Below are 22,828 nucleotides of genomic sequence, written 5' to 3' on the forward strand. Positions count from 1 at the left end.
TCAGCCGGGGGTGTTGGCGACGAAGAAATCCAGCCGGTCGGCGGCGCGATCGTAGCGCAGCACGTCGCCCGCGTCGAAGCTGAGATCGGCGATGCCGGTGCGCGGTACGCGCAGGTAGCAGTCGTTGTCGGCGAAGAGCCCGCCCACCGCGGTGATGCCGCCGGTGAAGGTCGCGCCGGTGAGCAGCGCGAAGGCGGCGGCGTCGTGGCCGTCGAGCAGGTCGGCGTCGAGCCCCGAGCCGGCGCCGTCGTTGCCCGCGTCCCAGATGCGGTTGCCGGCGCGGTCGAGCCCGGCGGCGGTGATCGTGAGCCGCGGGTGGCTGTCGATCAGGAAGTCCCAGCGATCCGCCGCGCGGTCGTAGCGCAGCACGTCGCCGGCGTCGAAGCTGACGTCGGCGAGGCCGGCGCGCGGTACCCGCAGGTAGCATTCGTCGTCGGCGAACACGCCGCGCAGCGCGGTGACCCCGCCGGTGAAGGTCGCGCCGGCCAGCTGCGCGAACAGCCGCATCGAGCCCGGCGTCACCGCGGCGGCGCGCTCGACGCCGGCGACGGCTTCCTCGTCGCTGGCGAGGCGGACGACGCCGGCGCGCCGCGGCGTCGCGGCCGGGTTGGTGAAGGCGGCGCTGCCGAAGGTGATCGCCGCGGCGGGCACGTCGACCAGCGCGACGTCGAGCGCGAGCAGCAGCAGCGACTGCGCCGACTTCTCGACGATCACCTCGTCCTGGCCGTACAAAGCGAACAGCGTGCCATCGTCTAGGTAGAGCGCGAACGAGCGGACGATGTAGGCGTCCTGGCTCTCGTCGGTGACGGTGACGTGGAAGGTGTCGGGCGCGGTGGTCTCGCCCGCGATCGTGGCGATCCGCTTCACCTCGTCGGCAAGCGCACTGGCCGCGGTGCTCGCCGCGACCGGGCTGGGCGAGACGCCGACCGCGGCGACGCGGACCGCGCGGAAACCGCCGCCGCTGTGGTCAATCACCGCGGCGCGGCTGGCGTCGGTGAGGACGAGCTGGAGCCCCATCGCTCAGGCCGCCAGCCGGAGCCGCGCGTGCACTGCGGGGCGCGCCGCGGCGACCGCGCCGAGCCGGCCCGCCGCGGCGATGGCCTGGCTGAAGCTGAACGAGCAGCGCACCGGCTTGGTGCGGTGCACCTCGGCGATCACCGCCTCGGCGAAGGCGGCGGTCGCCTCGGGCCGGACGACGCCGTCCAGGCTGGTCACCAGCGCGAAGGTGTAGGGGCGACCGGGCGGGCTGGCTCCCACCATTCGCGCAGCGCCAGCGCGCCACCGAAGCTGGCGATCAGGTCGCGCACGCTGGCGACGGTGCCCTTGCGGCGTTGGATCGGGATGGCGGCGCGGACGCGCGCGCGGCGGATCGCCTCGGGCCAGTCCTCCGACCAGCTGTCGATCGCGATCGCCCAGGCGAGATAGGGCAGCAGCTCGGCCGGGCAGCTGTCCGGATCGACCAGCGCGCGCAGCGGCGAGGGCACGTCGCCCAGCCGCGCGGTCGCGGTCTCGAGCGCGCGCTCGAGCGCGGTGGCATTGGGCGGCAGTAGCGTCACTCGCCGACCCCGCCGACGGTGACGGTGATCGCCGAGCACCACGTCGCCGCGGTGCGGTCGACGACGATGTCGGCTTCGGGATGGAGCAGCGTGACGTTCTGCACGCCGGGCACGTGCAGCGCGGCGAACAGCGCCGAGCGCGTGACGTCGAGTCCGAGCCGGTGGCAGCGCGCGGCGTGCGCGGCGACATTGGCCTGCGCCTGGGCGAGCGCGGTTGCGGCATCTGGGCCGGCGTAGGTGGTGAGCACCGCCTCGACCACGTAGGGCACGATGGTGGCGCCGCGGACGCGGACGTGGTCGGTGAGCGGGCGGCGCGTCTCGGCCGAGAGATAGGTATCGACGGTAGCGACCAGCGCGGCGGGCGCGGTGCCGTCGCCGGTGCGCGAGAGCACCGAGACGAGCACGTCGCCCGGCGCGGGGCTGATCGCGCTGGCGTCGAGCACGTCGCGATCGGCCGAGAGCGCATGGAAGACGTACGCGCCCGCCGGCCCGGCGACCGAGAAGCCCTCGGGCGCGAGGACGAGGCGGCGGCGGAAGTCGTCGTCGTCCTCGTAGGTGGGGGCGATGTTGCGGCTCGGGTCACCGGCGCCGAGGCGGTGGCGCGTGATCCCCAATCGGGGCGGCGAGCTGGTCGAGGTCGCTGCCGCGCGCGAAGGCCGGCATCACCGCGCGCGGCGTCGTTGACGCGCGCGCGCAGCAGCAGCTCGCGATAGGCGCAGACCTGGAGCAGCTTAACCGCCGGGTCGCTCTCGACCGTGGCGTCGAATCCCGGGACGAGCTGCTGGAGCGCGGCGAGCATCGCGGCGTAGATCGTCTCGAAGTCGAGCGGCTCCACCACCCGCGGCGCGGGCAGGCGAGAGAGGTCGACGGCGGCTGCGGCGGTCTCGGGCATCGCGCGCGAGCGAAGCGCGCGCTGGGGGCGGGTGGCTAGAAGGTGTGCCTGTGGCAGGGGGGAGCCAAAGGCGCTGGGGCAAGATGGCAGAAGATTTGATCTGCCAAGCTCCCTTGCAAGGCGTCGCGAAGCGGGCGCGAGCGCATGGTGCAGGCTGCGGAGGGAGCCTTATTCGCTGAAGGTAAAAGAGACCGCCTACTAAGTGCTTGAGGCGTGTGGTATTTAGCAGGTGAGTCGGCAATCCGACGACATATGGAGGCGGACGATGCTGAGAGCTGTTCTAGCCACTGCGGTCCTGTCCGTGATGCCGTGTTCCGCCCACGCCCTGACCGTCATCGCAACAGGGGTCGGAGTTATAGAGCGGCTCGCACCGTACATCGGAGAGCCCATAGATGAATTCGGCCGGTTTGGTCCGCGTGGGGCGTCGCTAATCGGTGAAACCGCGACAATTACGATCACTGTCGATCTGACCGCCACACCGCCATTGTATCGGTCGACCGGCTCTCAGCTTGTTAGCTCCGGCGAGTTCAATAGTTTTCCAGGGGACGACCCGGAGCGCACTGCTGACATCGGCGGGGGTACCATCACGATCAACGGGATCACACAGGAGAACGACGGCGCCGCCTCATCGAGCTATGCGCTCGCCGTACTCGGGGATCTAGGCTGCCAATACACAGCGAAGTGCCTGAGTCTCGGGGCGAGCACTGGTCCCGGACGCTTCGGAGGAAGCGATGGACTGGGATTGAGTGCCCGCGGCTTCATCACTGGCGCGCCTACCAGCCTTTTCGACGTGCCGGCCGGCGGCAACGTCTGCGAGCGCGTCGTTCAGTGCTCGGGCAGCTTTAGCTACGGCCAGTACGATTATCTTCTCGGAGCGGTTCGGCTCTCGAGCCTACGCTTTTCGGTGGCGAGCGTACCAGAGCCTGCCACCTGGGCGATGATGATCCTTGGCTTTGGCGCGATCGGCTACGCCATGCGCCGAAGGTCGGTGCTGCGCTTCGCCTGACACTCGCGCTGGAGACCCGCTAGGCCGCTGGAGCGCTCAGCGGCCGCATAGCGGCTTGATCTTGGCCCTCTGACAGGCAACCCCTGAGCGTTCCTGACGATCCGCCCGCGCCCGAAGCGCTCGCCAACTGGACCGACCAGGAGTTGCTCACCAAATGGATGCAGGCTCTGTCCAACGACCCGCGCATTGACGTGTTGCCGGCTGAGGTCGAGCGGCGCGGGCTGGATTTCTGATGGTCCGCACTTCGGGGCCGCACCGACACTCCCCGTCTACGGCGGCCCGCAGACCGGCGAGGTGGGGAGAGTGAAGCGCCGCGAGACCCGCTTCAGCAAGTTCGATGCCTCAAATCGCAACGCGCCGTGCTACTGGTGCGTGCTCGTCAGCGCGCCGGAGCGCGGCGGCGCCTTCGTGCCAGGGGATGATGACGGCTTGCGACAGGCGCTCCTGAGCGCTTCAGGTGAGCCAAGGGACCGCGAGACCGAGACGCTAGCCGCCGAGATCCAGCGGCGGGAACTGGATTGCTGACACAATGAGCGCCACTCGCGCGCAGACGTCGGTTCAGGCGCTCACCATCTTCGTGGTGGTCATCGCCTTCATCGCGGCGCCATTACTGAAGTACGTCGACCTCTCCTGGGCTGTGACCTGCGCAGCAGCTGGCGCGATTTGCGTAATGCTGATGCTAGTCGGGCGCGGCACTATCTTCGGAACTTGGCGCATGGGCGATCACCGCCGTGCTGATATGGGGCAGTGATCTGCTCTTCGCTGCGCAGCTTGAACACGAAGCCAATCAGGCTCGCTGCCTCGATGTCGAGGTCGATATGCTCTCACGCACGCCGAAGCGATCCAACGCGCCCGAGGTGTTCCGGGCGCTGGGATTCGTCCCTCAACCTTCGGCGGCGCGTCCGAAAGCTCCAGCCCATCGGCCGATCACCGCTCCCACAGCGCTCCCGGCTTCTACAGACGCATCCCGAGCCAACCTACTGGGCTGACACCTCGGCGCCGCGGACGATGGTGTACAACGACAGCGCGACGATAGCGCTGAGCAGCAAGATGCATCCCCCGACGCTCATCAGAAGTCTGACCAAAATGTTGGCGTTTGCCATTTCCGCCCCCCAAAAGACCATCTGCGCACCACGTCGAGCTAGCGTCGAAGCTGGCCGCTTCTTTCAATCTGGAAGTCATCTAAGGTTCAGAAACGCGATTTGTCTCTATGCAAATCCGGCGTCCGAGGAGGGGGATTTCCCAGGTTCCCTCGATAATCAAAGCGATGTGTGCCAAGTTTGGACAGGCTACCACCTTCTAGTTAGCGGAACTCCGCCCACACCGGATGCCCTGCGTCCACCAGCTTGGTAACGATCCACCGCATCGCCTGAAGCGCCGGCCCGTGCGGCTTGCCTCGTCCGGTCTCCGCCGCGGTCCAGAACGTCATCAGCAGTTCGCGGTCGGGCAGGTAGGGCCGCAGCACGCGCAGGGCGAGACGAGTTGAGGGTGTGCAGACGTCCTCGTCCCGCGCGCGCCGGCTGGCATCGTCCAACACCGCCAGTGCCAGGTTCATCAGCAGCGATCGAGCGCGTTGGGCGCGTAGCTCGGGGTCGCTACTGCCGAATGGTACGCCGTCCACCCGCGTGTCCTTCGAGTCGCACGAGCGGCAGGGCATGTCGCGGAGGACGATTTCCCACTCCATTGAGCGACGCTGGGAGCGCCGATCGATGATCAACACCTCCCGGTCATATTGCTTCACTGCCTTGCACGATTGGCAGGTGACGCGGATCGATCCCTCGACTCGGCGGAGGTCTTGAAGAGTCTTTGGCGGGCCGACCATGACGCCAGCATACGGAACAGGGCGTGAACAAAAAGGCTGGTTTGACTCACCAGCTTGCGTCATTTGGAGGCAATGAGCGCCCGCGAGAATCTAGACCGAGTCGGACATGCGCCTGGCGTAGGCCACAACTCCGCCGGAGGTGCGCTATGCGGCTCGACCGATTCCGAGGGGCTGGTTTGAGCGGCTGGCAGAGGAGCTATGGGAGGGCCGACAGGACGACACCCAGTTGGCGCGCAGCTGGGCTGATGCCGGCGAGCTATGGAATATCCGCTTTCGCGAGCTCGCCCACAATCGGATTCCTCAACCACTCAGGGGTGGTGCTGGGACGAGATGTAAGGGATGCGGGTGACTCATAGGTCAGGCGAGATAAGCGCAAATGAGAAACTCAGCCGCCCTCTCGGCACGTATGATCCCGTTTACAGGGAGCGCCGAGGCCGCCGCACACCAGCCAGGTGCAATCCTTTTCCCCGGACCACGTGGCAACTCCGTCGAAATCGAATGGCTGTCGGTCCCAGATGATGCAGACTTCCAGCACGTGTTCCCCAAGGGGGCCGAGACTGCTGGTAGCGTGCAATGGGAATGCAATTTGGATGATCACGGACGCCTGGTAAGTTGCACTCCGGAAGCGGCTGGGCCTCGAGTGATATCTTTGCCGCAGCCATCAGCCCTTTGCTGGCTAAGTACAGGGTTGCTCCGGCTACCGTAGCGGTAGCGCGAGCCACGCATTCCAAGCTCATCCTGTCGACCATGACCTATCGGCCTGGCGTCCCCCGCCCTGAGGGCTGCTACGCGCCGTTCTGCATTCCGGTGCCGCCACCGCCTCCTCCTCTACCGGTCACCGAGCTTCCAGCCCCACACTAGACCCACGTTTTCCCGAGGTAGTCTGGAGCTTTTTGCAGAGTGAGCGTGCCGGTAAGATCAGCGGGCGCACGAGCATCAGTAATGCCGATCAGGTTGATGTAAGGAAAGGCGGTGGCGAGAAGAAGGGGCGGTGCCTTACCGATGCCCTGCGACCCACAGATCCTCAGCCACGAGGGTTTGACCTCGGCCCGGTAGATCAGTCTGCCGGGTCCCTTTTCTCATCTATGCCGTCGCCTGAGCGTCAGGCTAAGCTGCAATCGCCGTAACATGGGTGGACGCCAGCATCGATCTGAGCTGAGCGGCATTACGGAGTCATGACCCGCTTCCGCTTCACCATCAGCGACGACAAAGGCGAGATCGGCAACAAGGTCGTCGACCTGCCGAACCTGTCCGCTGCCAAGACGCAGGCTGTTGAGGAAGCCAGCCGCGCGCTGGCAATCGTCGACGGATCATTCTGGGCCGACGGGCACCTGCAGGTCGATGTCACCGACGAGAGTGGGCTTATCCTGGCCACCCTTATGACTTCCGGCTTCGTGTCACCAGCGAGCGGGAAGCGCTTCGATGCGTAACAGCCGGCTTCGTCTAAGTGGCCGGACCGCTTATCCGATTGTGCATCGGCCTCAAACGTTGAAGATACAGTGACGGAACGCGATTGGAAGATGCTGGCGGCTGCTGAGCGCGCCGTCATGGACGCGCTAGGCTCTGTGCTGTTTGTTGAAGGTGTCCACGTCACAAGCGAAAAGATGTCGTACGAGCTCTCTGTTTATCGGGTGGCGAAGCGGCGCCTGAAGGTTTTCGAGCGAAAGGCCCAGGACAGATGGCACGGTCATGAATAGAGCTGATGCAGAAACCGTTGCAGCGAACGTCGGCGTCGACGAGGGCGAAGCTGATCTTGAGGCAGCGCGATCCAGCGGTGAGCGTGCAGGAGCTGACTTGTCGCACCAAGGCGTAGAATGTCCCTATGGCCACGAGAATTTTGAGATGCGAACCGCTTGGTTCAACGGCTTCAGCGAAGGGCGCGTGAAGTCGAAGAAGGCATAATCGACGTCGCAGGCTCAGTTGAAGGCGGATCCGTCGCTGAGCTTGTACGCGGTCGCCCGCGGAACCGCCCGGCGGCACGCCAGATCCGTCAGCATCCGGTACCCCCGGCCTTCGCGGACTGTACCCCCAAACTACCCCCACAAGCCTCGCGGTTGACGGGGTACGGATGCGCCCGGCTGGGACCGCGAACAAGCGGTTGTTGGCCCTTGGGTTTACGGCCCAAAACGGCGGTGGCAGGGATGCGGTGAAATAAGGCTGTGGTCGGGGAGACAGGATTCGAACCTGCGACATCCTGCTCCCAAAGCAGGCGCGCTACCAGACTGCGCCACTCCCCGACGCCAACGTCGACCTAGTCGCCGTCGCGCGCGCGCGCAAGCAGCGGTCGACGAACGAAGGGGCACCCGAAGGTGCCCCTTATCAATACCATCGTCGCCTTACCGGACGAGCGCTCAGCGCGTCGCCGGATCGGCCGCGACATTGCCGGCGCTGCCGGCATCGTCCCCGAAGTTCGTCTCAGCGCCGGCCAGCATCGCGGCGGCGCTGTCGTTGGCGGCGGCCTCGGCCATCGCCTCGAGATTGTCGGCGCGGCGCTCGAGCGCGTCGGCCATCATCTCGGCATTGTTCCCGATCGAGGCGGGTTCGGGGCTGCGATCGCACGCGGCGGCGCCGAGCGGCGCAACGGCGGCGAGCAGCGGAAGCAGCGAGCGCCTCATCCTCCCGAACCCTACCCGGTCGATCACATGTTGTGCGCGGCGTCCTCGCCGGCGTCACGGACGTTCTCGGCGGCCGAGTGGATGTTCTCCGCGACCGACTCAGCATTGTCCTCGGCGAACGGGTTCGCGGTGGTGTTCGACATGTCGGCGACGTTGCCCGCGAGCGCGTCCATGTTGTCCGCCATCATGTCGGCGTTGTTCTCGACCGCAGCGGCCTCCGGCGACTTCGAGCAGGCGGCGACCGACATCAGCGACGCGGCGGCGGCGACGAGCAGGATCTTCTTCATCTGAATGCTCCCAAGCATCATAAACCATTCGCGGCCGACCCCAACGCCGTCGCGAAATTCCGCCATACCCTACCGCCGTGGGGGGTCAATAAGCAAAATTCATCTCTCTGAAAGCTTGCGACGAACGGTGAACGCGCGTTCGCACCCGTTTGCGGTCAGGGCCGCGGCACCGGACCGATCTCCTCGGGTGCATTGGCGACGATCGCGAGCATGGCCGTCCAGGCGGCGACATTCTGCCGCAACTGCTCGGGATCGACCCGCTCCAGCGTGTCGTCCGGGGTGTGGTGCGTGTCGAAGTAGCGCAGGCCCGACTGGTTGAGATCGACCCCGGCGACACCGGTGGAGATCGTGGCGGCGATGTCGGTACCGTCGCCCGCCTTGCCGGTGCCGCGCACGATGCCGAGCGGGGCGAGCGCGCTGGCGAGCCGGTCTCCCACCGCCGCGGCGCTTGCCGGCAGCATCGTCTCGAAGCGCCACACCCGGTCGGCGCCGAAATCGCTTTCGGCCGCGATCGCGTGGCGCTCCTTGCCGTGGCGCTCGGCATAGGCCGCGCCGCCAAGGCCACCCACTTCTTCCGCGCCGAACCAGACGACGCGGATCGTGCGGCGCGGACGCTGCCCGCTGTCGAGGATCCGCTTGGCCGCGGCGGCGGTGATCGCGACCCCGCTGGCATCGTCGATCGCGCCGGTGGCGAGGTCCCAGCTGTCGAGGTGGCCGCCGACCAGCACCACGCCCGCGCTGGGATCGGTACCGGGCACCTCGGCGATGACGTTGCCGGACTGGCTCGGCCCGGGGGAGCGCGGGGTGAGCAGCAGGTGCATCCGGATCGGCTGGCCGCGCTTCGCCATGCGCTCGATCAGCGTGGCGTCGGGCACGGACAGCGCCGCGGCGGGGATCGGCTTCACGCCGTCGGGGAAGTCGGTCGTGCCGGTGTGGGGCAGGCGATGCGTGTCGGTGCCGATCGAGCGGATCACGATCGCCGCCGCACCCTTGCTCGCGGCGACGCCGGGGCCGTTGAAGCGCGCAACGCCGTTGGCGCCATAGCCCGAGCCATCCTGGGTCGGCTGCATGCTGTTGCCGACATAGGCGATCTTGCCCTTGAGCGAGCCCGCCGCCGCGGCAACCAGGTCGCCATAGGTCGGGAACACCACCAGCTCGGCAGTGATCCCCTTGGGCGGCGTTGCGGCCGAATGGCCGAGCGCGACCAGCTTCAGCTTCTGCGGGAAGGGCGCAACGATCTCGGCCTGCTCCTCGCCGCGCAGCCACAGCGGCATGGTGAAGGGCTCGGAACGGACGTTGCTGAAGCCCAGCGCGGTGAGCTTCTTCACCGCCCAGTCGCGGGCGCGTGCCTCGGCGTCGGTCGCGGCGAGGCGCTGGCCGATCTCGGTTGTCAGCCCCTCGACCAGCTCATAGGCGAGATCGTCCTTCAGCGCGGCGTCGCGCAGCGCCGCCACCTCGGGCATCACCGCCGCGGGCGCGGGCGGCACGGCGTGTTGCGCGGCAGCGGGTGCAGCGAGCGCGACGAGGGCGGCGAGGGCGCTGGTGGCGAGCGCGGCGGTGCGGAGCGGGAAGCGGTTCATGATTGGCGGCGTAATCAAGCGCGCGCAATTTGCCAACGCGCCCCTGCGCGCTTACATGCGCGACCGATTTCCCGTCGCACCCAGCCCATGGAGCAGCGCGCCAGATGGCCGTCCAGTACACCTATGTCATGAAGGGTCTGACCAAGACCTTCCCGGGCGCGAACAAGCCCGTTCTCAACAACATCCACCTGCAGTTCATCCCTTCGGCGAAGATCGCGATCATCGGCCCCAACGGCGCCGGCAAGTCGACGCTGATGAAGATCATGGCGGGAATGGACCCGGACTTCACCGGCGAGGCCTGGGCCGCCGAGGGCGTCCGCGTCGGCTATCTCGCGCAGGAGCCTCAGCTCGATCCCAGCAAGGACGTGATCGGCAACGTCAAGGACGGCGTGCGCCCCATCGCCGACCTGGTCGATCGCTTCAACGCCATTTCGGCCGAGATGGGCGATCCGAAGGACGACACCGATTTCGACGCACTGATGGAAGAAATGGGCGAGCTCCAGGGCAAGATCGACGCGGTCGACGGCTGGACGCTCGACAATCAGCTCGAGGTGGCGATGGAGGCGCTGCGCTGCCCGCCGGGCGACGCGGACGTGACCAAGCTGTCGGGCGGCGAGCGCCGCCGCGTCGCGCTGTGCCGGCTGCTGTTGGAAAAGCCCGACATCCTGCTGCTCGACGAGCCGACCAACCACCTCGATGCCGAGAGCGTGTCGTGGCTCGAGAACTTCCTCAAGGAATATGCGGGCAACGTCATCCTCGTCACCCACGACCGCTACTTCCTCGACAATGTCGTCAATTGGGTGCTCGAGCTCGATCGCGGGCGCTACTACACCTATGAGAGCAACTACTCGGGCTATCTCGAGAAGAAGGCCAAGCGCCTCGAGCAGGAGGAGCGCGAGGAGGCGGGCAAGCAAAAGGCGATCGCCGACGAGCTCGCCTGGATGCGCCAGACCCCCAAGGCACGCCAGACCAAGAGCAAGGCGCGTATCCGCGCGTTCGACGAGCTGATGGCGAAGCAGGAGAATCGGGTCGCCGGCAAGGCGCAGATCCTGATCCAGCTGCCCGAGCGGCTCGGCGGCAAGGTGATCGAGGCCAAGGGGCTGACCAAGTCCTATGGCGACCGCCTCCTGTTCGAGAACCTCGACTTCACGCTGCCGCCGGGCGGCATCGTCGGCGTGATCGGCCCCAACGGAGCGGGCAAGTCGACCCTGTTCAAGCTGATCACCGGGCAGGAGCAGCCCGACGCCGGCACGATCGAGGTCGGCTCGACGGTGAAGCTCGGCTATGTCGACCAGAGCCGCGACGACCTCGATCCCAACAAGAACGTCTGGCAGGAGATCTCCGACGAGCTCGAGGTGTTCCGCTTCGGCAAGCAGGAGCTGGGCACGCGCGCCTATGTCGGCGCGTTCAATTTCCGCGGCCCGGACCAGCAGAAGAAGGTCGGCCAGCTCTCGGGCGGTGAGCGCAACCGCGTCCACATGGCCAAGATGCTCAAGGAGGGCGGCAACGTCCTGCTGCTCGACGAGCCGACCAACGACCTCGACGTCGAGACGCTGCGCGCGCTGGAGGAGGCGCTGGAGACCTTCGCGGGCTGCGCGGTGGTGATCAGCCACGATCGCTTCTTCCTCGATCGCCTCTGCACCCACATTCTCGCCTTCGAGGGCAACAGCCATGTCGAATGGTTCGAGGGCAATTACGAGAGCTATGAGGAAGACAAGCGTCGTCGCATGGGCGACGCGGCCGATCGTCCGACGCGGCTGGCGTACAAGAAGCTGACACGCTGACGGCTCGGTGGGGACGCCGCATCAGATCGTGCGCGTCCTCACCCGCCGGCAGAGGGGTCGCGGTGGCGACCCGGACGTCGATTCCTATCAGACGGCGCGCTGCCGGGCTCAGAGGTCGTGCGTCGTTACCGTCAAGCCGGCGACGGTCGCTGCCGCCACGGTTTCGCCGACGGGGACGAGCGCTCGCCTGAGATGAGTCGAGGCGCACGGCTCCCCGAGCTGATGGATCACGCGCCCACCGACATCGACCACCCAATACTCCGGTACCCCGGCGCCCGCATAGGCCTTGGCCTTGGCGCCAAGATCATGACGCAAGGTCAAGCTGGCGACCTCGACCGCGAGATAGACCGCCTCGCCGGCCAAAAGGCCGTCATCGGCTTTCGTTACTACGACGATGTCCGGCTCCACCAAATTATGTTCGCTCAAGCGGGTGGAGACACAGAGCATCGGGCGCCATGTCGAACCGATCGCCGTCAGCGCCGCCTTGATGGTATAGGTCAGCGTCGCATGGACCTCGCCGTGCGGCGCATGGATCGCGCTCATCACCCAGATGTCCCCCTCAATCAGTTCGGCGCGCTGCTCGCCGAAGGCACCCGCGTCAGCGAGCCTGAGGTAGTCATCTATCGTCAGCCGGTATCTCCCGGGGGCGAGGCGATCATGCGCTGTCATCCTGTGCTCCCATCATAGCGCTGCCGGGCGTTGCCCTGTGTTACAGCGCCTCGGTATCGACCACGAACCCGTCTAGCGTCGCGCCCGTGACCGGGGCGCCGAACGCCACGCACCGGCGCTCGCGATAGTCGCTGCCAAGCGGCGACCAGAACTGGTGGATCACGCGTCCGCGCACGTCGGCCACCCAATATTCCGCTACGCCCCGCGCGCGTAGATGCGGCGCTTGCGCCCGAGATCGTGCCGCAGGCTTGTGTCGGACACCTCCACTGCGAGCGCAACGGACGAGAGCGGGATCAGCCCCTCGCCCTCGGGCTCGCGGGTGAGGACGACGTCGGGCTGCGGCACGTTGTGCGGCGGCATTGCGATCGACGCGTCCATCAGCGCTTCAGGTCCGTCGCTGCGATCTCGTACCGCAGCACGGATTGCGCCGAACAATCGGGCGAGGACGCGGGCATGCGGGCGGTGATGCGAGTTCACGTAATGGACGTCGCCGTCGAGCAGCGCCGTCCTACCATAAGCGTCGAACGCGCCCGCCCGGTCGAGCGCGAGGTAATCTTCGACCCGCAGCCTGACCCGGCGTGGCAAGCGCGTGAGCGGGACCTGGTCCGTCATGCGCCCATCAAAGCACGCCGGCCGCACCGGATCACTTTCGCGCGGCGGCGCTCCCCGCGCGCGTGGTGGCGAACTCGCTGCCCGTGCTCCACGCCGGCCACACGCCGGCGTGCGCCACCCGCGCACCGACTGCGTGAAACAGATCGACGTCCATCGCCGCGCCGCGCAGATCCCAGCCCGCGTCCCATGCGTCGCAGGTCTTGTGGTAGCAGGCCATGTAGTCGTCGAGCCATTTCTGGCCCGCGACGCGCCCGCCCTCGACCAGCTCCGGTGCGCCGCCGAGCGCCATCAGCAGCAGCGCGGGGACGCCGCGGCGCACCGTCGAGAAATGGTCGGCGCGGTAGAACAGGCCGCGCTCGCTGAAGGTCTCGGGCGTGATCGTCCGCCCCTGCGCGCGCGCGGCGTCGGCGAGCAGCGGATCGAGCGTCGACTGGCCGGGTCCGACCAGGACGACGTCCTTGGCCGGTCCCGCGGTCTGGAGGATGTCGAGCGTGAGGTTGGCCGCGGTGGTGGCGAGCGGCATCGTCGGATGTGTCGCGTAATATTCCGAACCGAGCAGCCCGCGTTCCTCACCGGTCCACAGCGCGAACACCAGTGAGCGATCGGGCGCCGGTGCCGCCTTGAACAGCCGTGCCAGCTCGACCACCCCCGCGGTGCCGAGCGCATCGTCGTTGGCGCCGGGGCGAAGCGTGCGCCCGGTCGCGTCGGGCGGGCCGTCGCCATAGGCGTCCCAATGCGCCGCGAACATCACCGACTCGTTCGGGCGGGTCGTGCCCGGAACCTTGGCGAGCACGTTGGCGCTGGTCACGCGGTCGACCGCGACGGTCGCCGTAGCGGAAAAGTCCTTGCCCAGTTCGACCGGCCGGAACGAGGCCGCGCGCGCCTTGACGCGCAGCGCGGCGAGATCGAGCCCGGCGGCGGCGAACAGCCGCTCGGCGGTGTCATGCTCGATCCAGCCCTGCAACGGCACGCGCGGGTCATCAGCCCCGCGAACGATGTCGTAGTTCTCGCCGTTCGAGGCATTGACGGTGGACCAGGGATAGCCCGCGCCTGCGGTGTCATGGATGATCAGCGCCGCGGCGGCGCCCTGCCGCGCCGCTTCCTCGAACTTGTAGGTCCAGCGGCCGTAATAGGTCATGCGGCGATCGCCGAACCGGCTTTTGGCATCGTCGCCGGCGCTCGCCTCGAAGTCGGGATCGTTGACGAGGAAGACAAGCGTCTTGCCGCGCAGGTCCAGGCCCTTGAAATCGTCCCATTTGACCTCGGGCGCGCGGACGCCATGGCCGACGAACACCAGCGGCGAGTCCTTGATCGCGATCGTCGCGGCGTGGCGCACGCTGGTGACCGCGACCTCCTTGCCCTGCGTCAGGACGAGATCGCCCGCGCGCATCGCCGCGTCCGGCGCGACGCGGGTGTGGATCAGCGGCACGCGCTGCAGGTACTGGCCGTCGTCGCCGGCGGGGGCGAGGCCGAGCGCCTTGAAGCGTGCGACCAGCCAGTCGAGCGTCTTGCGCTCGCCCGGCGTGCCCGGCGCGCGCCCGCCGAAATCAGGCGCGGCGAGCGTGCGGACGTCGTCGGAGAGTCGCTTGGGATCGGCGTGCGGCGTAGTCTGCGCGAGCGCGGGCGCCGCGATCAGCGCCAGCGCGGCGAGCGGGGCAAGTGAACGGGGCAAAGGTCAGTCCTTCCAGCGCACGAAGACGTGATTGTCGCGGCGGTCGACGTCGATCGAGGGGATCGCGTCGACCAGATCGGAGAGCCGCTTGTAGCCATAATTGCGCACGTCGAAGCTCGAGCGATTGGCGGCACGCTGCCCAAGCGCGGACAGCCCGACGAAGCCGTCCTCGTCGGGCTTGAGCGAGTCATAGGCGTCGTGGAGCAGGTGGAGCAGCTCGGGGTCGTTGACGGTGCCGGCCGTTCGCGTCGCACTCGTGCCGATCGCGGGCGGCACCGATTCGTCGAACGGCACCTCGACCCGGCGCGCGCGCTTGGGCTTGGTCGTCTCCAGCAGCGCGTTGACGTCGATGAAGCGGGTGCAGGCGTTGCGGAAGCCCTCAGGGGTGCTGGCGTTGCCGAAGCCGTAGACGTCGAGCCCGTCCTGCCGGATCCGCGTGGCAAGCGGCATGAAGTCGCTGTCGGACGACATGATCCCGAACGCATCGACGCGGCCGCGATGGAGCAGGTCCATCGCATCGATCGTCATCTTCATGTCGGTCGCGTTCTTGCCGCGGGTGAGATCGAATTGCTGCTGCGGCTCGATGCCGTGCTTCACCGTCATGTCGCGCCAGCCCTTGAGCGCTTCCTTGACCCAATTGCCATAGACCCGGCGCACGTTGACGCGGCCGAATTCGGCGAGCGCGGTGAGCACCGGGTCGAGCGTGTGCCACGAGGCGTTGTCCGCGTCGATCAGCAGGGCGATGTTGCGGGTGGGAGGGGCGTCTTCGGCCATGACGCTGCATCGGCGGTGACGCGACGCAGGTCAACGCCTTAACCGCGGCCCGGCGAGGCGGTCGCGACGATCCCGCGGCGCTTCGCCGGGCCGGTGCCGCCCTCGGCTCAGCGCCGATCGCTGCGATAGGCCACCCCGGAGTCGATGTCCTCCTGCTTGGTCGCGCGGACCGAGCCATCGGGATCGTCGACCTGGCCGAGATCGTCCCGGCTGCCGACCTCGCGGGCCAGCGCGCCGCCACCGGTGCTCGGCACCGCCTCGCCGCCGGGGATCATGCCCTCGATCACGTCCTTGTCGTCATGGTCGCGTGCGCTCTCGGTGCGCGGGTTCTCGTTGGCCATCGTCTCTCTCCTTCGTCACGCAACCAACGGCGCGGACGGGGAGGCCGTTCCTCAGGCGGGCGGATACGAGAGCGCGACGATCTCGAATTCGCGTTCCCCGACCGGCAGCTGCACCCGGCGCAGATCGCCCACCGCGGCGCCGCGCAGCGCGCGCGCCAGCGGCGCGTTCCAGCCGACGCGCCCGGCTCCCGCGTCCGCCTCGTCGTCGCCGACCAGCGTGAGCACGCGCTTCCGGTCGTCCTCGTCGGCGATGGTGACGGTGGCGCCGAACCAGGCGCGCGAACGGTCGGGCTGCTGCGCCGGATCGACCACCTTGGCCGCCTTCATCCGCTTCGACAGCCAGCCGAGCCGTCGGTCGATCTCGCGCAGCCGCTTGCGCCCGTAGATATAATCGCCGTTTTCCGAGCGATCGCCGTTCCCCGCCGCCCAGGCGATCGTCTCGACGAGCGCCGGGCGTTCGGTGGCGAAAAGCTGGTCGTACTCGGCACGCAGCGCGGCATAGCCGGCGGGGGTGATGTAATTGGGACGGTCCATTGGCGTGACGCTAGGCGATCGGCGGCGGGCGAGGAAAGGGGCGCCGTCACCCGCCGCGGCTGCGACCCAGGTACCAGCTGAGATTGTTGGGCCCGCGGCTGCGCGCGCGCGGCGGGTTCATGAGATCGTACACTACCGCATTCTCGAGCACGCGCTGCACGTAGTTGCGCGTCTCCGAATAGGGGATGGCCTCGACCCAATCGACCATGTCGACCGCGCCGGTGCGCGGATCGCCGTTCGCGCGCAGCCATTTGTTCACGTTGCCCGGCCCGGCGTTATAGGCCGCGATCGCCAGCGGGTAGCTGCCGTACAGCCCGAAGATACGCTGGAAATAGCTGGAGCCGAGCTGGATGTTATAGCCGGTGTCGGTGACCAGCCGCCCGGCGTCGTAGGACAGGCCGAGCTTGCCGGCCTGCTCGCGCGCGGTGGCGGGCATCAGCTGCATCAGGCCCGCCGCGCCGACGGGGCTGCGCGCGGTGCGGTCGAACTGGCTCTCCTGCCGCGCGACCGCGTGGATCATCGTCCACTGGTCCTCGTAGCCGCCCGGCACCGCCACGGTGGGAAAGCCGTTGGCGCTATATTCGGTCAGCCCGTTCTGCATCGCGCTGCGCCCGACCAGCACACCAAGATCGGGCCGGCGCAGCTGGCGCGACAGTTCGTCGGCGAGATAATGGTCGGTGTCGCTCTTCGCGACGAGCGCGATCTGCTTCACGAACGCGGTCTGGTCCTGATATTGCCCGGTCTGTCCCAAAAACTGCGCGGCGCGCACGATCTCGCGCGCGTAGAAGGCCTGGCGTGCGGCGGGATCGAGCGCCGGCGTCGGCGGCGCCGGGGGCGCAACCAGCCGCCGGCCGAGATGCTCGAGCGCGAGCTGACCGTAATATTGGTCACGGTAGCCCGCCGCGCGCTCGAACAGCGCCGCGGTGTCGGCCTGTTGCGCGCGCTCGGCGGCACGCGCCGCCCAGTAGAAGCCCTTGGCGCGCGTCTGCGGCGCCTGGCTGGCGCGACCGTAGCGCTCGAACATGGCGCGCGCATCCGCGGGGCGGTTGAGCTTGGTGGCGGCCTGCCCGGCGAGCCATGCGAGCGAAGTGTAGTCGTCGCGCTCGCCATAGCCCTTGGTCGAGACGTCGGTGCCCGGCGGATAAGCGTCGTCGATCTGGCGCGCGATGTCATAGGCGGTCTGCCACTGGCCGTCCGCCGCCGCGGCGCGCGCGTTGATCAGCAGCACCTCGTAGAATTTCTCGACATTGCCCGGCAGCGCCATGCCGCTGCGGCTGCGCGCCAGCCAGGACCGCGCGCTGGGCGAGGCGCCCGCGTTGCGCAGCCATGTCGCCTTGTCCGCGATATAGCCGGGGTCGCGCGCGCCGATCGCGTCGCTGGTCGCGGCGAGCGTCGAGGCGTCGGGCGCGTCGGTGCGGAAAGCGAGCCGCGCGGTGAGGAGCAGCCGCGCGCTCGCGCTGGTGTAAGCGAGCACGCGGGCGGCCGCGGCGGTGTTGCCCTGCCACAGCAGCGCGTCGACGCGACGGTCGTGATCGGCGGGGGAGAGCGCGCCGCCAAACTGGCCGAGCACGGTCGCCTCGTCCTGCGGCGACAAGGTCCCGAGTCGCCAGGCGGTGCGCGCCGCCTCCTCCGCCGGCGCGCTCGCCCCCGTCGCCATATAGGCGCGCGCGCAGGCCACCCAGCCCGCCCCCGTCAGCGGCGCCCAGCGGCGGCAATAGGCGGCTACGCTGGCGGGCGCGACATTGGGGTCGGAGGCCTTTCGCTCCACCGTGCGGCGCAGCGTCGCCTCGCCGGGCCAGCCGGGATGCGCGGTAAGGAAGCTGACGTAGCTGTCGAACGGCAGCGCATCGGTCTGCTGGAGCACCTTCCACTGCGCCAGCGGCTGCGCCATTCCGGGCAGTGCCGCTGGCGGCGTCGCCGATACCGGCGGATAGGCCGGCGCGGGAGCGGCCGGAGCGGCCGGAGCGCCCTGCGGCGCGGAGACGCTGCCATATTGACTTGCCGCGAGAATCGCGGCGCCTGCTGCTGCTACGACGAAGATCAACGAAACCGCCTTCACTCTCTGACTGACGCGACCGGTGGACAGATGCGCGACCCTAGCCGTATCTGCGCTGAACGGCGCCCCCTTATCGGTCGCAGGAGCAAATTCACCTCATGTTCTCCGGTTGCATCCCCGCCCTGGTCACCCCGTTCGACGCCGCCGGGGCGTTCGACGAGACCGCTTATCGTGCGCTGATCGAGTGGCAGATCGCCGAGGGCTCGACCGCGCTGGTGCCCTGCGGCACCACCGGCGAGGCGGCGACGCTCACGCAGGATGAGCAGTTCGCGATCGTCCGCGTCTGCGTCGATCAGGCACGCGGCCGCGTGCCGGTGATCGCGGGTGCCGGCTCGAACGATACGCGCGTGGCGGCGACCAACCTGCACGCCGCCAAAGCGGCTGGCGCCGATGCCGCGCTGATGGTGCCACCTTATTACAATCGCCCGTCGCAGGAGGGGATCTTCCGCCATTTCGAGGCGCTGGGTCGCGCCGCGCCGCTGCCGATCGTATTGTACAACGTGCCCGCGCGGACGGTGACCGACATCCAGCCCGAGACGCTGGCGCGGATCGTCACCGCTTTCCCGCAGGTGTTCGTCGCGGTGAAGGACGCGTCGGGCGTGCTCCAGCGCGTCTCGCAGCATCGCGCCGCGCTCGGCGCGGGCTTCTGCCAGCTGTCAGGCAACGACGATCTCGCGCTCGCCTTCAACGCGACCGGCGGGGTCGGCTGCATCTCGGTCACGGCGAACGTGGCGCCGCGGCTCAGCGCCGAGTTCCAGCAGGCCTGTGCCACTGGCGACCACGCGCGCGCGCTGGCGCTGCATGACCGGCTCTTCCCGCTTCACCTCGCCTTGTTCAGCGACGCATCACCCGGCCCGGTCAAATATGCCATGACGAAGGTACGCCCGGGCTTCCCAGCCGGGCTGCGGCTGCCGATGACGTGGCCCAGCGAGGCGAGCCAGCGTGCGGTCGACGCCGCACTGGCCCACGCCGCGCTATAGATCTTCGGGATGACTCGGGAGGAGCGGCGATGCTGGCATGGTGGCTCCTCCAGGCGGCGGTGGCCGGGCCGATGATCGCACCGCCTCGCGCAACGGTGCCGCGCTGTCCGGAGAACGGGCCCGGCGACGACATAATGGTCTGCGGGCGCGCGCCGGACCAGGAGCAGTTTCGCGTGCGCGCGCTGCCCGGGCGGTACGACCCGGACGCCGCCGCTCTGCCGAAAGCGGAGACGGGGGTGTTTGGCGGGCGCGCCAAGCTCGCTGCCGAGGCCGAGCAGGCGGGGGTGGGTGGCTTCGTCAGCAACCGCGGCATGGTGCGGCTCAAGATACCGCTAGGCAGATAGGCCGCATCCTCCCGCGCAAATGATGCCTGCCGCGCTCGATCGTCGCATGTCCCCCTTTGCCCTCGCGGGCGGCTGCGCCTACATCGCGCGCATGTCGCGTCCCAAGCCAGCCACCTTCGACAAGAAGAAGATCGTCGCCGAGAACCGTCGCGCGCGCTTCGACTATGCGATCGACACCACCTACGAGGCCGGCATCGTCCTCAGCGGCACCGAGGTGAAGAGCCTGCGCTTCGGCGAGGGCTCGATCGCGGAGAGCTACGCGGAGGTGAAGGGCGACGAGGTCTGGCTGGTGAACTCGAACATTCCCGAGTTCAGCCATGGCAACCGCTTCAACCATGAGCCCAAGCGCCCACGCAAGCTGTTGCTGCACGAGCGCGAGATCAACAAGCTGCACGGCGCGGTGGCGCGCGATGGCATGACGCTCGTGCCGCTGACGGTCTATTTCAACGGCAAGGGTCGCGCCAAGGTCGAGCTCGCGCTGGCCAAGGGCCGCAAGGCACATGACAAGCGCGAGCATATCAAGGAGCGCGAGTGGAAGCGCGAGGCAGGGCGCGTGCTGCGCGAGCATAGCTGAGTGGCGGCGCGGCCGACGACCGTGTGGGATCGCGTCGCGGCGTGGAGCCGGCGCAACCTGCCGACGCGCGAATCGATGGAGAACAGCCGCCTGCTTCGGCCGGTCGCGCACCGCGTCCTCGCTCCCGAGCTGTGGCGGTTCACGCGGCGCTCGGTGCCGCGCGGGGTCGCGCTCGGTATGGTGGCGGGAATATTGTTCCCAGTCGCGCAGATCGCGATCGCGGCGCTGATCGCGCTGCCGTTCCGCGCCAACGTGCCGGTGGCGGCGCTGGTGACCTTCATCACCAATCCCTTCACCACGCCGTTCATCCTGATCGCCGCCTATCAGATCGGCGCGTGGCTGCTGCGCTCCAACGCCCCAGCGGTGGCGCAGCCGGTGGCGGAGGCGGCCACGGGCTGGCTGCAATGGCTGTGGGACGCGGGGCCGCCGCTGGTGCTGGGGTTGCTGGTGCTCACCGCGGTGGCGGCGGTGGCGGGCTATGCGCTCGCCGCCCTCGGCTGGCGGCTGTGGATCGCGCGCAAATGGCGGCATCGCCACGACCATGCGCATCATCCGTTCGGCGGATGTCACTGACGCCGGAACGCGCGGCGCTGGCGTGACGTCGCGCGCGTGGTTAAGAGAGCGCGGGTCCGGCCGTACGATCCACGAGAGGGTGCCAGGTACATGCGTTTGATCGCCGCGGCCGCGCTGCCGCTGCTTGCCCTTCCCGCCGCGCTGCTCGCGCAGGTCGCGCCGACGCCGGACACGCCACCCGCCCCGGCCGCGACCACCACCGGCACGTCGAACGCGCCGCGCTATGGCACGTTCGGCTTCGATACGGCGGGCATGGACCGCTCGGTCGCGCCGGGCGACGATTTCTACGCCTTCGCCAATGGCGGCTGGGCCAAGGTCACCGCGATCCCGCCCGATGAGTCGAACTATGGCGCGTTCAACGTGCTGCAAGACCTCTCGCGCGAGCGCACCCGCGGCCTCCTCGAACAGGCGCGAGGCGATCCCGCGTCCGCGATCAGCCGCGCTTATGCCGCCTATCTCGACACCGACGCGATCGAACAGGCCGGGCTGACGCCGATCCAGCCGTGGCTGGCGCGGATCAAGGCGGTCGATCGCGGGACCTATCCCGCGCTGCTGGCGGAGGCGAGCCGCGCCGGGGTCGACACCCCGATCGCGGTCTATGTCGGGCAGGACGACAAGCAGCCCGACGTTTATGCGGTGACGCTCGCGCAGTCGGGGCTGGGTCTGCCCGACCGCGATTATTACCTCGGCGAGGACGCCAGTCTGGTCGCGGCCAAGGCAGCCTATCAGGCGCATTGCGCCAAGCTGCTGACGCTGGCGGGCGAACCCGATGCCGAGCCGCGCGCCGCCGCGCTGGTGGCGTTCGAGACCGAGATCGCGCGCGCACACTGGACCCGGATCGACAGTCGCGACGCCGACAAGACCTACAACAAGACGACCTTGGCCGCGCTCTCTCAGGCCACCCCCGGCTTCGACATCGCCGCCTTCCTCAAGGCGGACCGCGCCGCCACCGCGACGCTGATCGTCGCGCAGCCGAGCGCCGTCACCGCGATTGCCCGGCTGCTTGCGGCAACGCCGGTAGCGGTGCTGCGCGACCAGTTGCTGGTGCGCAGCCTCGACACATTTGCCGACGTGCTGCCGCGCGCGTTCGATGCGGAGAGCTTCGCGTTCAACGGCACCGTGCTGAACGGCACGCCGCAGCAGCAGGAACGCTGGAAGCGGGCGGTGGCGTTCACCAGCGAGGCGCTGACGGATGACGTGAGCAAAGTCTATGTCGCGCGCTATTTCCCGCCTGCCACAAAGGCGGCGGCGGACACGATGGTGCGCAACATCATCGCGGCGATGAACCGCCGCATCGACACGCTCGCCTGGATGGCGCCCGCCACCAAGGCCAAGGCGCATGCCAAGCTTGCCGCCTTTGTGCCGCGGATCGGCTACCCCGAGCGCTCGCACGATTATGCCGGTCTTGATGTCCGCGCCGGTGACGCCTTCGGCAACGCACTACGTGCCCACCAGTGGCATCACGACGATGATCGCGCCAAGCTCGGCACGCCGATCCGCCGCTGGGAGTGGGGGATGGCGCCGATGACAGTCAACGCCCAGGCCAACTTCGGGCTGGTCGCCATCACCTTCCCGGCCGCGATCCTGCAGCCGCCGTTCTTCGATCCCGCGGCCGACCCGGCGGTGAACTATGGCGGGATCGGTGCGGTGATCGGGCACGAGATGAGCCATCACTTCGACGACCAGGGCGCCAAATACGACGCCGGTGGCCGGCTGACGCAATGGTGGACCGACGCCGACGTGCAGCGCTTCCAGGCGCTGAGCGCCCGGCTGGTGGCGCAATATGACGCTTATGCGCCGCTGCCGGGCCGCCACGTCAAGGGCGCGCTGACGCTGGGGGAGAACTCCGCCGACCTCGCTGGGCTCGCCGCCGCGCACGATGCCTATCTCGCCTCGCTCGGCGGCAAGCCCGCGCCGGTGCTGGACGGATTCAGCGGTGACCAGCGCTTCTACCTCGGCTGGGCGCAGGTATGGCGACGCAATTATCGCGAGGCCAATCTGGCGCAGCGCCTGCTCACGGACCCGCATGCCCCCTCGCAGCAGCGTGCCTGGATCGTGCGCAACATGGCACCATGGTACCAGGCGTTCGGCGCAACCCCCGCGCAGAAGCTGTATCTCGCGCCCGATGCGCGGGTGACGATCTGGTGAGCGCGGCAC

General features: G+C 68.4%; 26 protein-coding genes, 1 tRNA gene and 1 pseudogene. 11 read left to right on the forward strand and 17 right to left on the reverse strand.

Annotated elements, in window-relative coordinates:
- The 4 genes and pseudogenes from ACMGDM_RS11975 to ACMGDM_RS11990 all read right to left on the reverse strand — a co-directional run bounded on the left by ACMGDM_RS11975 (position 1) and on the right by ACMGDM_RS11990 (position 2,448).
- A complete protein-coding gene (locus ACMGDM_RS11975) occupies positions 1-1,017 on the reverse strand; it encodes a hypothetical protein (protein WP_436804356.1) in 1,017 nt (338 codons plus the stop codon).
- A 3-nt stretch (positions 1,018-1,020) separates the two neighbouring features.
- Entirely contained in the window at positions 1,021-1,215 is a 195-nt protein-coding gene (locus ACMGDM_RS11980) for a hypothetical protein (RefSeq protein ID WP_436804357.1), read from the reverse strand.
- A complete protein-coding gene (locus ACMGDM_RS11985) occupies positions 1,212-1,556 on the reverse strand; it encodes a phage tail protein I (protein WP_436804358.1) in 345 nt (114 codons plus the stop codon). The genes ACMGDM_RS11980 and ACMGDM_RS11985 overlap by 4 nt, the downstream gene beginning before the upstream one ends.
- Positions 1,553-2,448 (reverse strand): annotated as a pseudogene (locus ACMGDM_RS11990) (baseplate assembly protein). Before ACMGDM_RS11990 ends, ACMGDM_RS11985 begins: the two are co-directional and overlap by 4 nt.
- Positions 2,449-2,713: 265 nt before the next feature.
- Between ACMGDM_RS11990 and ACMGDM_RS11995 the strand changes: the two are divergent.
- The 3 genes from ACMGDM_RS11995 (at position 2,714) to ACMGDM_RS12005 (ending at position 4,205) form a co-directional block, all read left to right on the forward strand.
- Positions 2,714-3,454 (forward strand): PEPxxWA-CTERM sorting domain-containing protein, encoded by a 741-nt coding sequence (locus tag ACMGDM_RS11995; RefSeq protein ID WP_436804359.1) that lies wholly within the window; start codon positions 2,714-2,716, stop codon positions 3,452-3,454.
- A gap of 303 nt (positions 3,455-3,757) precedes the next feature.
- Complete coding sequence (locus tag ACMGDM_RS12000; RefSeq protein WP_436804360.1) at positions 3,758-3,979, forward strand: hypothetical protein; 222 nt, start codon at positions 3,758-3,760, stop codon at positions 3,977-3,979.
- Positions 3,980-3,983: 4 nt separating this feature from the next.
- Entirely contained in the window at positions 3,984-4,205 is a 222-nt protein-coding gene (locus tag ACMGDM_RS12005; RefSeq protein ID WP_436804361.1) for a hypothetical protein, read from the forward strand.
- A 552-nt stretch (positions 4,206-4,757) separates the two neighbouring features.
- Here the strand turns inward: ACMGDM_RS12005 and ACMGDM_RS12010 are convergent.
- Complete coding sequence (locus ACMGDM_RS12010) at positions 4,758-5,195, reverse strand: hypothetical protein (protein ID WP_436804362.1); 438 nt, start codon at positions 5,193-5,195, stop codon at positions 4,758-4,760.
- 1,256 nt (positions 5,196-6,451) lie between these two features.
- On the opposite strand from ACMGDM_RS12010, the gene ACMGDM_RS12015 reads away from it, so the two are divergent.
- Both ACMGDM_RS12015 and ACMGDM_RS12020 read left to right on the forward strand, forming a co-directional pair.
- Positions 6,452-6,706, forward strand: coding sequence for a DUF6894 family protein (locus ACMGDM_RS12015; protein WP_436804363.1), 255 nt, complete (start codon positions 6,452-6,454; stop codon positions 6,704-6,706).
- 259 nt (positions 6,707-6,965) lie between these two features.
- Entirely contained in the window at positions 6,966-7,178 is a 213-nt protein-coding gene (locus ACMGDM_RS12020) for a hypothetical protein (RefSeq protein ID WP_436804364.1), read from the forward strand.
- 258 nt (positions 7,179-7,436) lie between these two features.
- Here the strand turns inward: ACMGDM_RS12020 and ACMGDM_RS12025 are convergent.
- The 4 genes from ACMGDM_RS12025 to ACMGDM_RS12040 all read right to left on the reverse strand — a co-directional run bounded on the left by ACMGDM_RS12025 (position 7,437) and on the right by ACMGDM_RS12040 (position 9,758).
- Positions 7,437-7,513: transfer RNA gene (locus ACMGDM_RS12025), tRNA-Pro, on the reverse strand.
- A gap of 114 nt (positions 7,514-7,627) precedes the next feature.
- The gene (locus ACMGDM_RS12030) at positions 7,628-7,891 is read right to left on the reverse strand and encodes a hypothetical protein (protein ID WP_436804365.1); all 264 of its coding nucleotides are present in this window, start codon (positions 7,889-7,891) and stop codon (positions 7,628-7,630) included.
- Between the two features lie 23 nt (positions 7,892-7,914).
- Positions 7,915-8,178: a hypothetical protein gene (locus tag ACMGDM_RS12035; RefSeq protein WP_436804366.1), complete on the reverse strand. Its 264-nt coding sequence runs from the start codon at positions 8,176-8,178 to the stop codon at positions 7,915-7,917.
- Positions 8,179-8,333: 155 nt separating this feature from the next.
- Complete coding sequence (locus tag ACMGDM_RS12040) at positions 8,334-9,758, reverse strand: M20/M25/M40 family metallo-hydrolase (protein ID WP_436804367.1); 1,425 nt, start codon at positions 9,756-9,758, stop codon at positions 8,334-8,336.
- 104 nt (positions 9,759-9,862) lie between these two features.
- On the opposite strand from ACMGDM_RS12040, the gene ettA reads away from it, so the two are divergent.
- Positions 9,863-11,542, forward strand: a complete 1,680-nt coding sequence (gene ettA / locus ACMGDM_RS12045) for an energy-dependent translational throttle protein EttA (protein ID WP_436804368.1) — start codon at positions 9,863-9,865, stop codon at positions 11,540-11,542.
- 108 nt (positions 11,543-11,650) lie between these two features.
- On the opposite strand, the gene ACMGDM_RS12050 is transcribed toward ettA, so the two are convergent.
- The 8 genes from ACMGDM_RS12050 to ACMGDM_RS12085 all read right to left on the reverse strand — a co-directional run bounded on the left by ACMGDM_RS12050 (position 11,651) and on the right by ACMGDM_RS12085 (position 18,035).
- Positions 11,651-12,085, reverse strand: a complete 435-nt coding sequence (locus tag ACMGDM_RS12050; RefSeq protein WP_436804825.1) for a Uma2 family endonuclease — start codon at positions 12,083-12,085, stop codon at positions 11,651-11,653.
- Between the two features lie 166 nt (positions 12,086-12,251).
- Complete coding sequence (locus ACMGDM_RS12055) at positions 12,252-12,395, reverse strand: hypothetical protein (protein ID WP_436804369.1); 144 nt, start codon at positions 12,393-12,395, stop codon at positions 12,252-12,254.
- Between the two features lie 11 nt (positions 12,396-12,406).
- Entirely contained in the window at positions 12,407-12,823 is a 417-nt protein-coding gene (locus tag ACMGDM_RS12060; RefSeq protein WP_436804370.1) for a Uma2 family endonuclease, read from the reverse strand.
- Between the two features lie 31 nt (positions 12,824-12,854).
- On the reverse strand, positions 12,855-14,495 hold the full coding sequence (locus ACMGDM_RS12065) for a M28 family peptidase (RefSeq protein ID WP_436804371.1): 1,641 nt from the start codon (positions 14,493-14,495) through the stop codon (positions 12,855-12,857).
- Between the two features lie 3 nt (positions 14,496-14,498).
- Positions 14,499-15,269, reverse strand: a complete 771-nt coding sequence (locus ACMGDM_RS12070) for an NYN domain-containing protein (RefSeq protein WP_436804372.1) — start codon at positions 15,267-15,269, stop codon at positions 14,499-14,501.
- Positions 15,270-15,376: 107 nt separating this feature from the next.
- Positions 15,377-15,610, reverse strand: coding sequence for a hypothetical protein (locus tag ACMGDM_RS12075; protein WP_436804373.1), 234 nt, complete (start codon positions 15,608-15,610; stop codon positions 15,377-15,379).
- A 51-nt stretch (positions 15,611-15,661) separates the two neighbouring features.
- Entirely contained in the window at positions 15,662-16,144 is a 483-nt protein-coding gene (gene greB, locus ACMGDM_RS12080) for a transcription elongation factor GreB (protein WP_436804374.1), read from the reverse strand.
- A gap of 46 nt (positions 16,145-16,190) precedes the next feature.
- On the reverse strand, positions 16,191-18,035 hold the full coding sequence (locus ACMGDM_RS12085; protein WP_436804826.1) for a lytic transglycosylase domain-containing protein: 1,845 nt from the start codon (positions 18,033-18,035) through the stop codon (positions 16,191-16,193).
- 263 nt (positions 18,036-18,298) lie between these two features.
- Here ACMGDM_RS12085 and dapA point away from each other — a divergent pair, with 263 nt between their 5' ends.
- From dapA to ACMGDM_RS12110, 5 genes are all read left to right on the forward strand, one after another.
- Positions 18,299-19,180, forward strand: coding sequence for a 4-hydroxy-tetrahydrodipicolinate synthase (gene dapA / locus ACMGDM_RS12090; protein ID WP_436804375.1), 882 nt, complete (start codon positions 18,299-18,301; stop codon positions 19,178-19,180).
- Between the two features lie 29 nt (positions 19,181-19,209).
- Positions 19,210-19,524, forward strand: a complete 315-nt coding sequence (locus tag ACMGDM_RS12095) for a hypothetical protein (protein WP_436804376.1) — start codon at positions 19,210-19,212, stop codon at positions 19,522-19,524.
- A 91-nt stretch (positions 19,525-19,615) separates the two neighbouring features.
- On the forward strand, positions 19,616-20,098 hold the full coding sequence (smpB, locus tag ACMGDM_RS12100) for an SsrA-binding protein SmpB (RefSeq protein WP_183919879.1): 483 nt from the start codon (positions 19,616-19,618) through the stop codon (positions 20,096-20,098).
- Positions 20,099-20,671 carry a DUF2062 domain-containing protein gene (locus tag ACMGDM_RS12105; RefSeq protein WP_436804377.1) on the forward strand — a complete coding sequence of 191 codons (573 nt, stop codon included), beginning with the start codon at positions 20,099-20,101 and terminating at the stop codon, positions 20,669-20,671.
- Between the two features lie 90 nt (positions 20,672-20,761).
- Positions 20,762-22,819: a M13 family metallopeptidase gene (locus ACMGDM_RS12110; RefSeq protein ID WP_436804378.1), complete on the forward strand. Its 2,058-nt coding sequence runs from the start codon at positions 20,762-20,764 to the stop codon at positions 22,817-22,819.
- The last annotated feature ends 9 nt before the right edge of the window (positions 22,820-22,828 follow it).

Origin of the sequence: Sphingomonas larreae (assembly GCF_051400595.1) — a bacterium.
Lineage (GTDB): Bacteria > Pseudomonadota > Alphaproteobacteria > Sphingomonadales > Sphingomonadaceae > Sphingomonas.

Bases quoted from the DNA above. Each gene is read 5' to 3' on its own strand.
- ACMGDM_RS12040 (WP_436804367.1), bottom strand. From the start codon at position 9,758: ATGAACCGCTTCCCGCTCCGCACCGCCGCGCTCGCCACCAGCGCCCTC.
- greB (WP_436804374.1), bottom strand. From the start codon at position 16,144: ATGGACCGTCCCAATTACATCACCCCCGCCGGCTATGCCGCGCTGCGT.
- ACMGDM_RS12035 (WP_436804366.1), bottom strand. From the start codon at position 8,178: ATGAAGAAGATCCTGCTCGTCGCCGCCGCCGCGTCGCTGATGTCGGTC.
- ACMGDM_RS12085 (WP_436804826.1), bottom strand. From the start codon at position 18,035: ATGGCGCAGCCGCTGGCGCAGTGGAAGGTGCTCCAGCAGACCGATGCG.
- ACMGDM_RS11995 (WP_436804359.1), top strand. From the start codon at position 2,714: ATGCTGAGAGCTGTTCTAGCCACTGCGGTCCTGTCCGTGATGCCGTGT.
- ettA (WP_436804368.1), top strand. From the start codon at position 9,863: ATGGCCGTCCAGTACACCTATGTCATGAAGGGTCTGACCAAGACCTTC.
- ACMGDM_RS12020 (WP_436804364.1), top strand. From the start codon at position 6,966: ATGAATAGAGCTGATGCAGAAACCGTTGCAGCGAACGTCGGCGTCGAC.
- ACMGDM_RS12070 (WP_436804372.1), bottom strand. From the start codon at position 15,269: ATGGCCGAAGACGCCCCTCCCACCCGCAACATCGCCCTGCTGATCGAC.
- smpB (WP_183919879.1), top strand. From the start codon at position 19,616: ATGTCGCGTCCCAAGCCAGCCACCTTCGACAAGAAGAAGATCGTCGCC.
- ACMGDM_RS12110 (WP_436804378.1), top strand. From the start codon at position 20,762: ATGCGTTTGATCGCCGCGGCCGCGCTGCCGCTGCTTGCCCTTCCCGCC.
- ACMGDM_RS12060 (WP_436804370.1), bottom strand. From the start codon at position 12,823: ATGACGGACCAGGTCCCGCTCACGCGCTTGCCACGCCGGGTCAGGCTG.
- ACMGDM_RS12015 (WP_436804363.1), top strand. From the start codon at position 6,452: ATGACCCGCTTCCGCTTCACCATCAGCGACGACAAAGGCGAGATCGGC.
- dapA (WP_436804375.1), top strand. From the start codon at position 18,299: ATGTTCTCCGGTTGCATCCCCGCCCTGGTCACCCCGTTCGACGCCGCC.
- ACMGDM_RS12095 (WP_436804376.1), top strand. From the start codon at position 19,210: ATGCTGGCATGGTGGCTCCTCCAGGCGGCGGTGGCCGGGCCGATGATC.
- ACMGDM_RS12050 (WP_436804825.1), bottom strand. From the start codon at position 12,085: ATGAGCGCGATCCATGCGCCGCACGGCGAGGTCCATGCGACGCTGACC.
- ACMGDM_RS12075 (WP_436804373.1), bottom strand. From the start codon at position 15,610: ATGGCCAACGAGAACCCGCGCACCGAGAGCGCACGCGACCATGACGAC.
- ACMGDM_RS11975 (WP_436804356.1), bottom strand. From the start codon at position 1,017: ATGGGGCTCCAGCTCGTCCTCACCGACGCCAGCCGCGCCGCGGTGATT.
- ACMGDM_RS12030 (WP_436804365.1), bottom strand. From the start codon at position 7,891: ATGAGGCGCTCGCTGCTTCCGCTGCTCGCCGCCGTTGCGCCGCTCGGC.
- ACMGDM_RS12005 (WP_436804361.1), top strand. From the start codon at position 3,984: ATGAGCGCCACTCGCGCGCAGACGTCGGTTCAGGCGCTCACCATCTTC.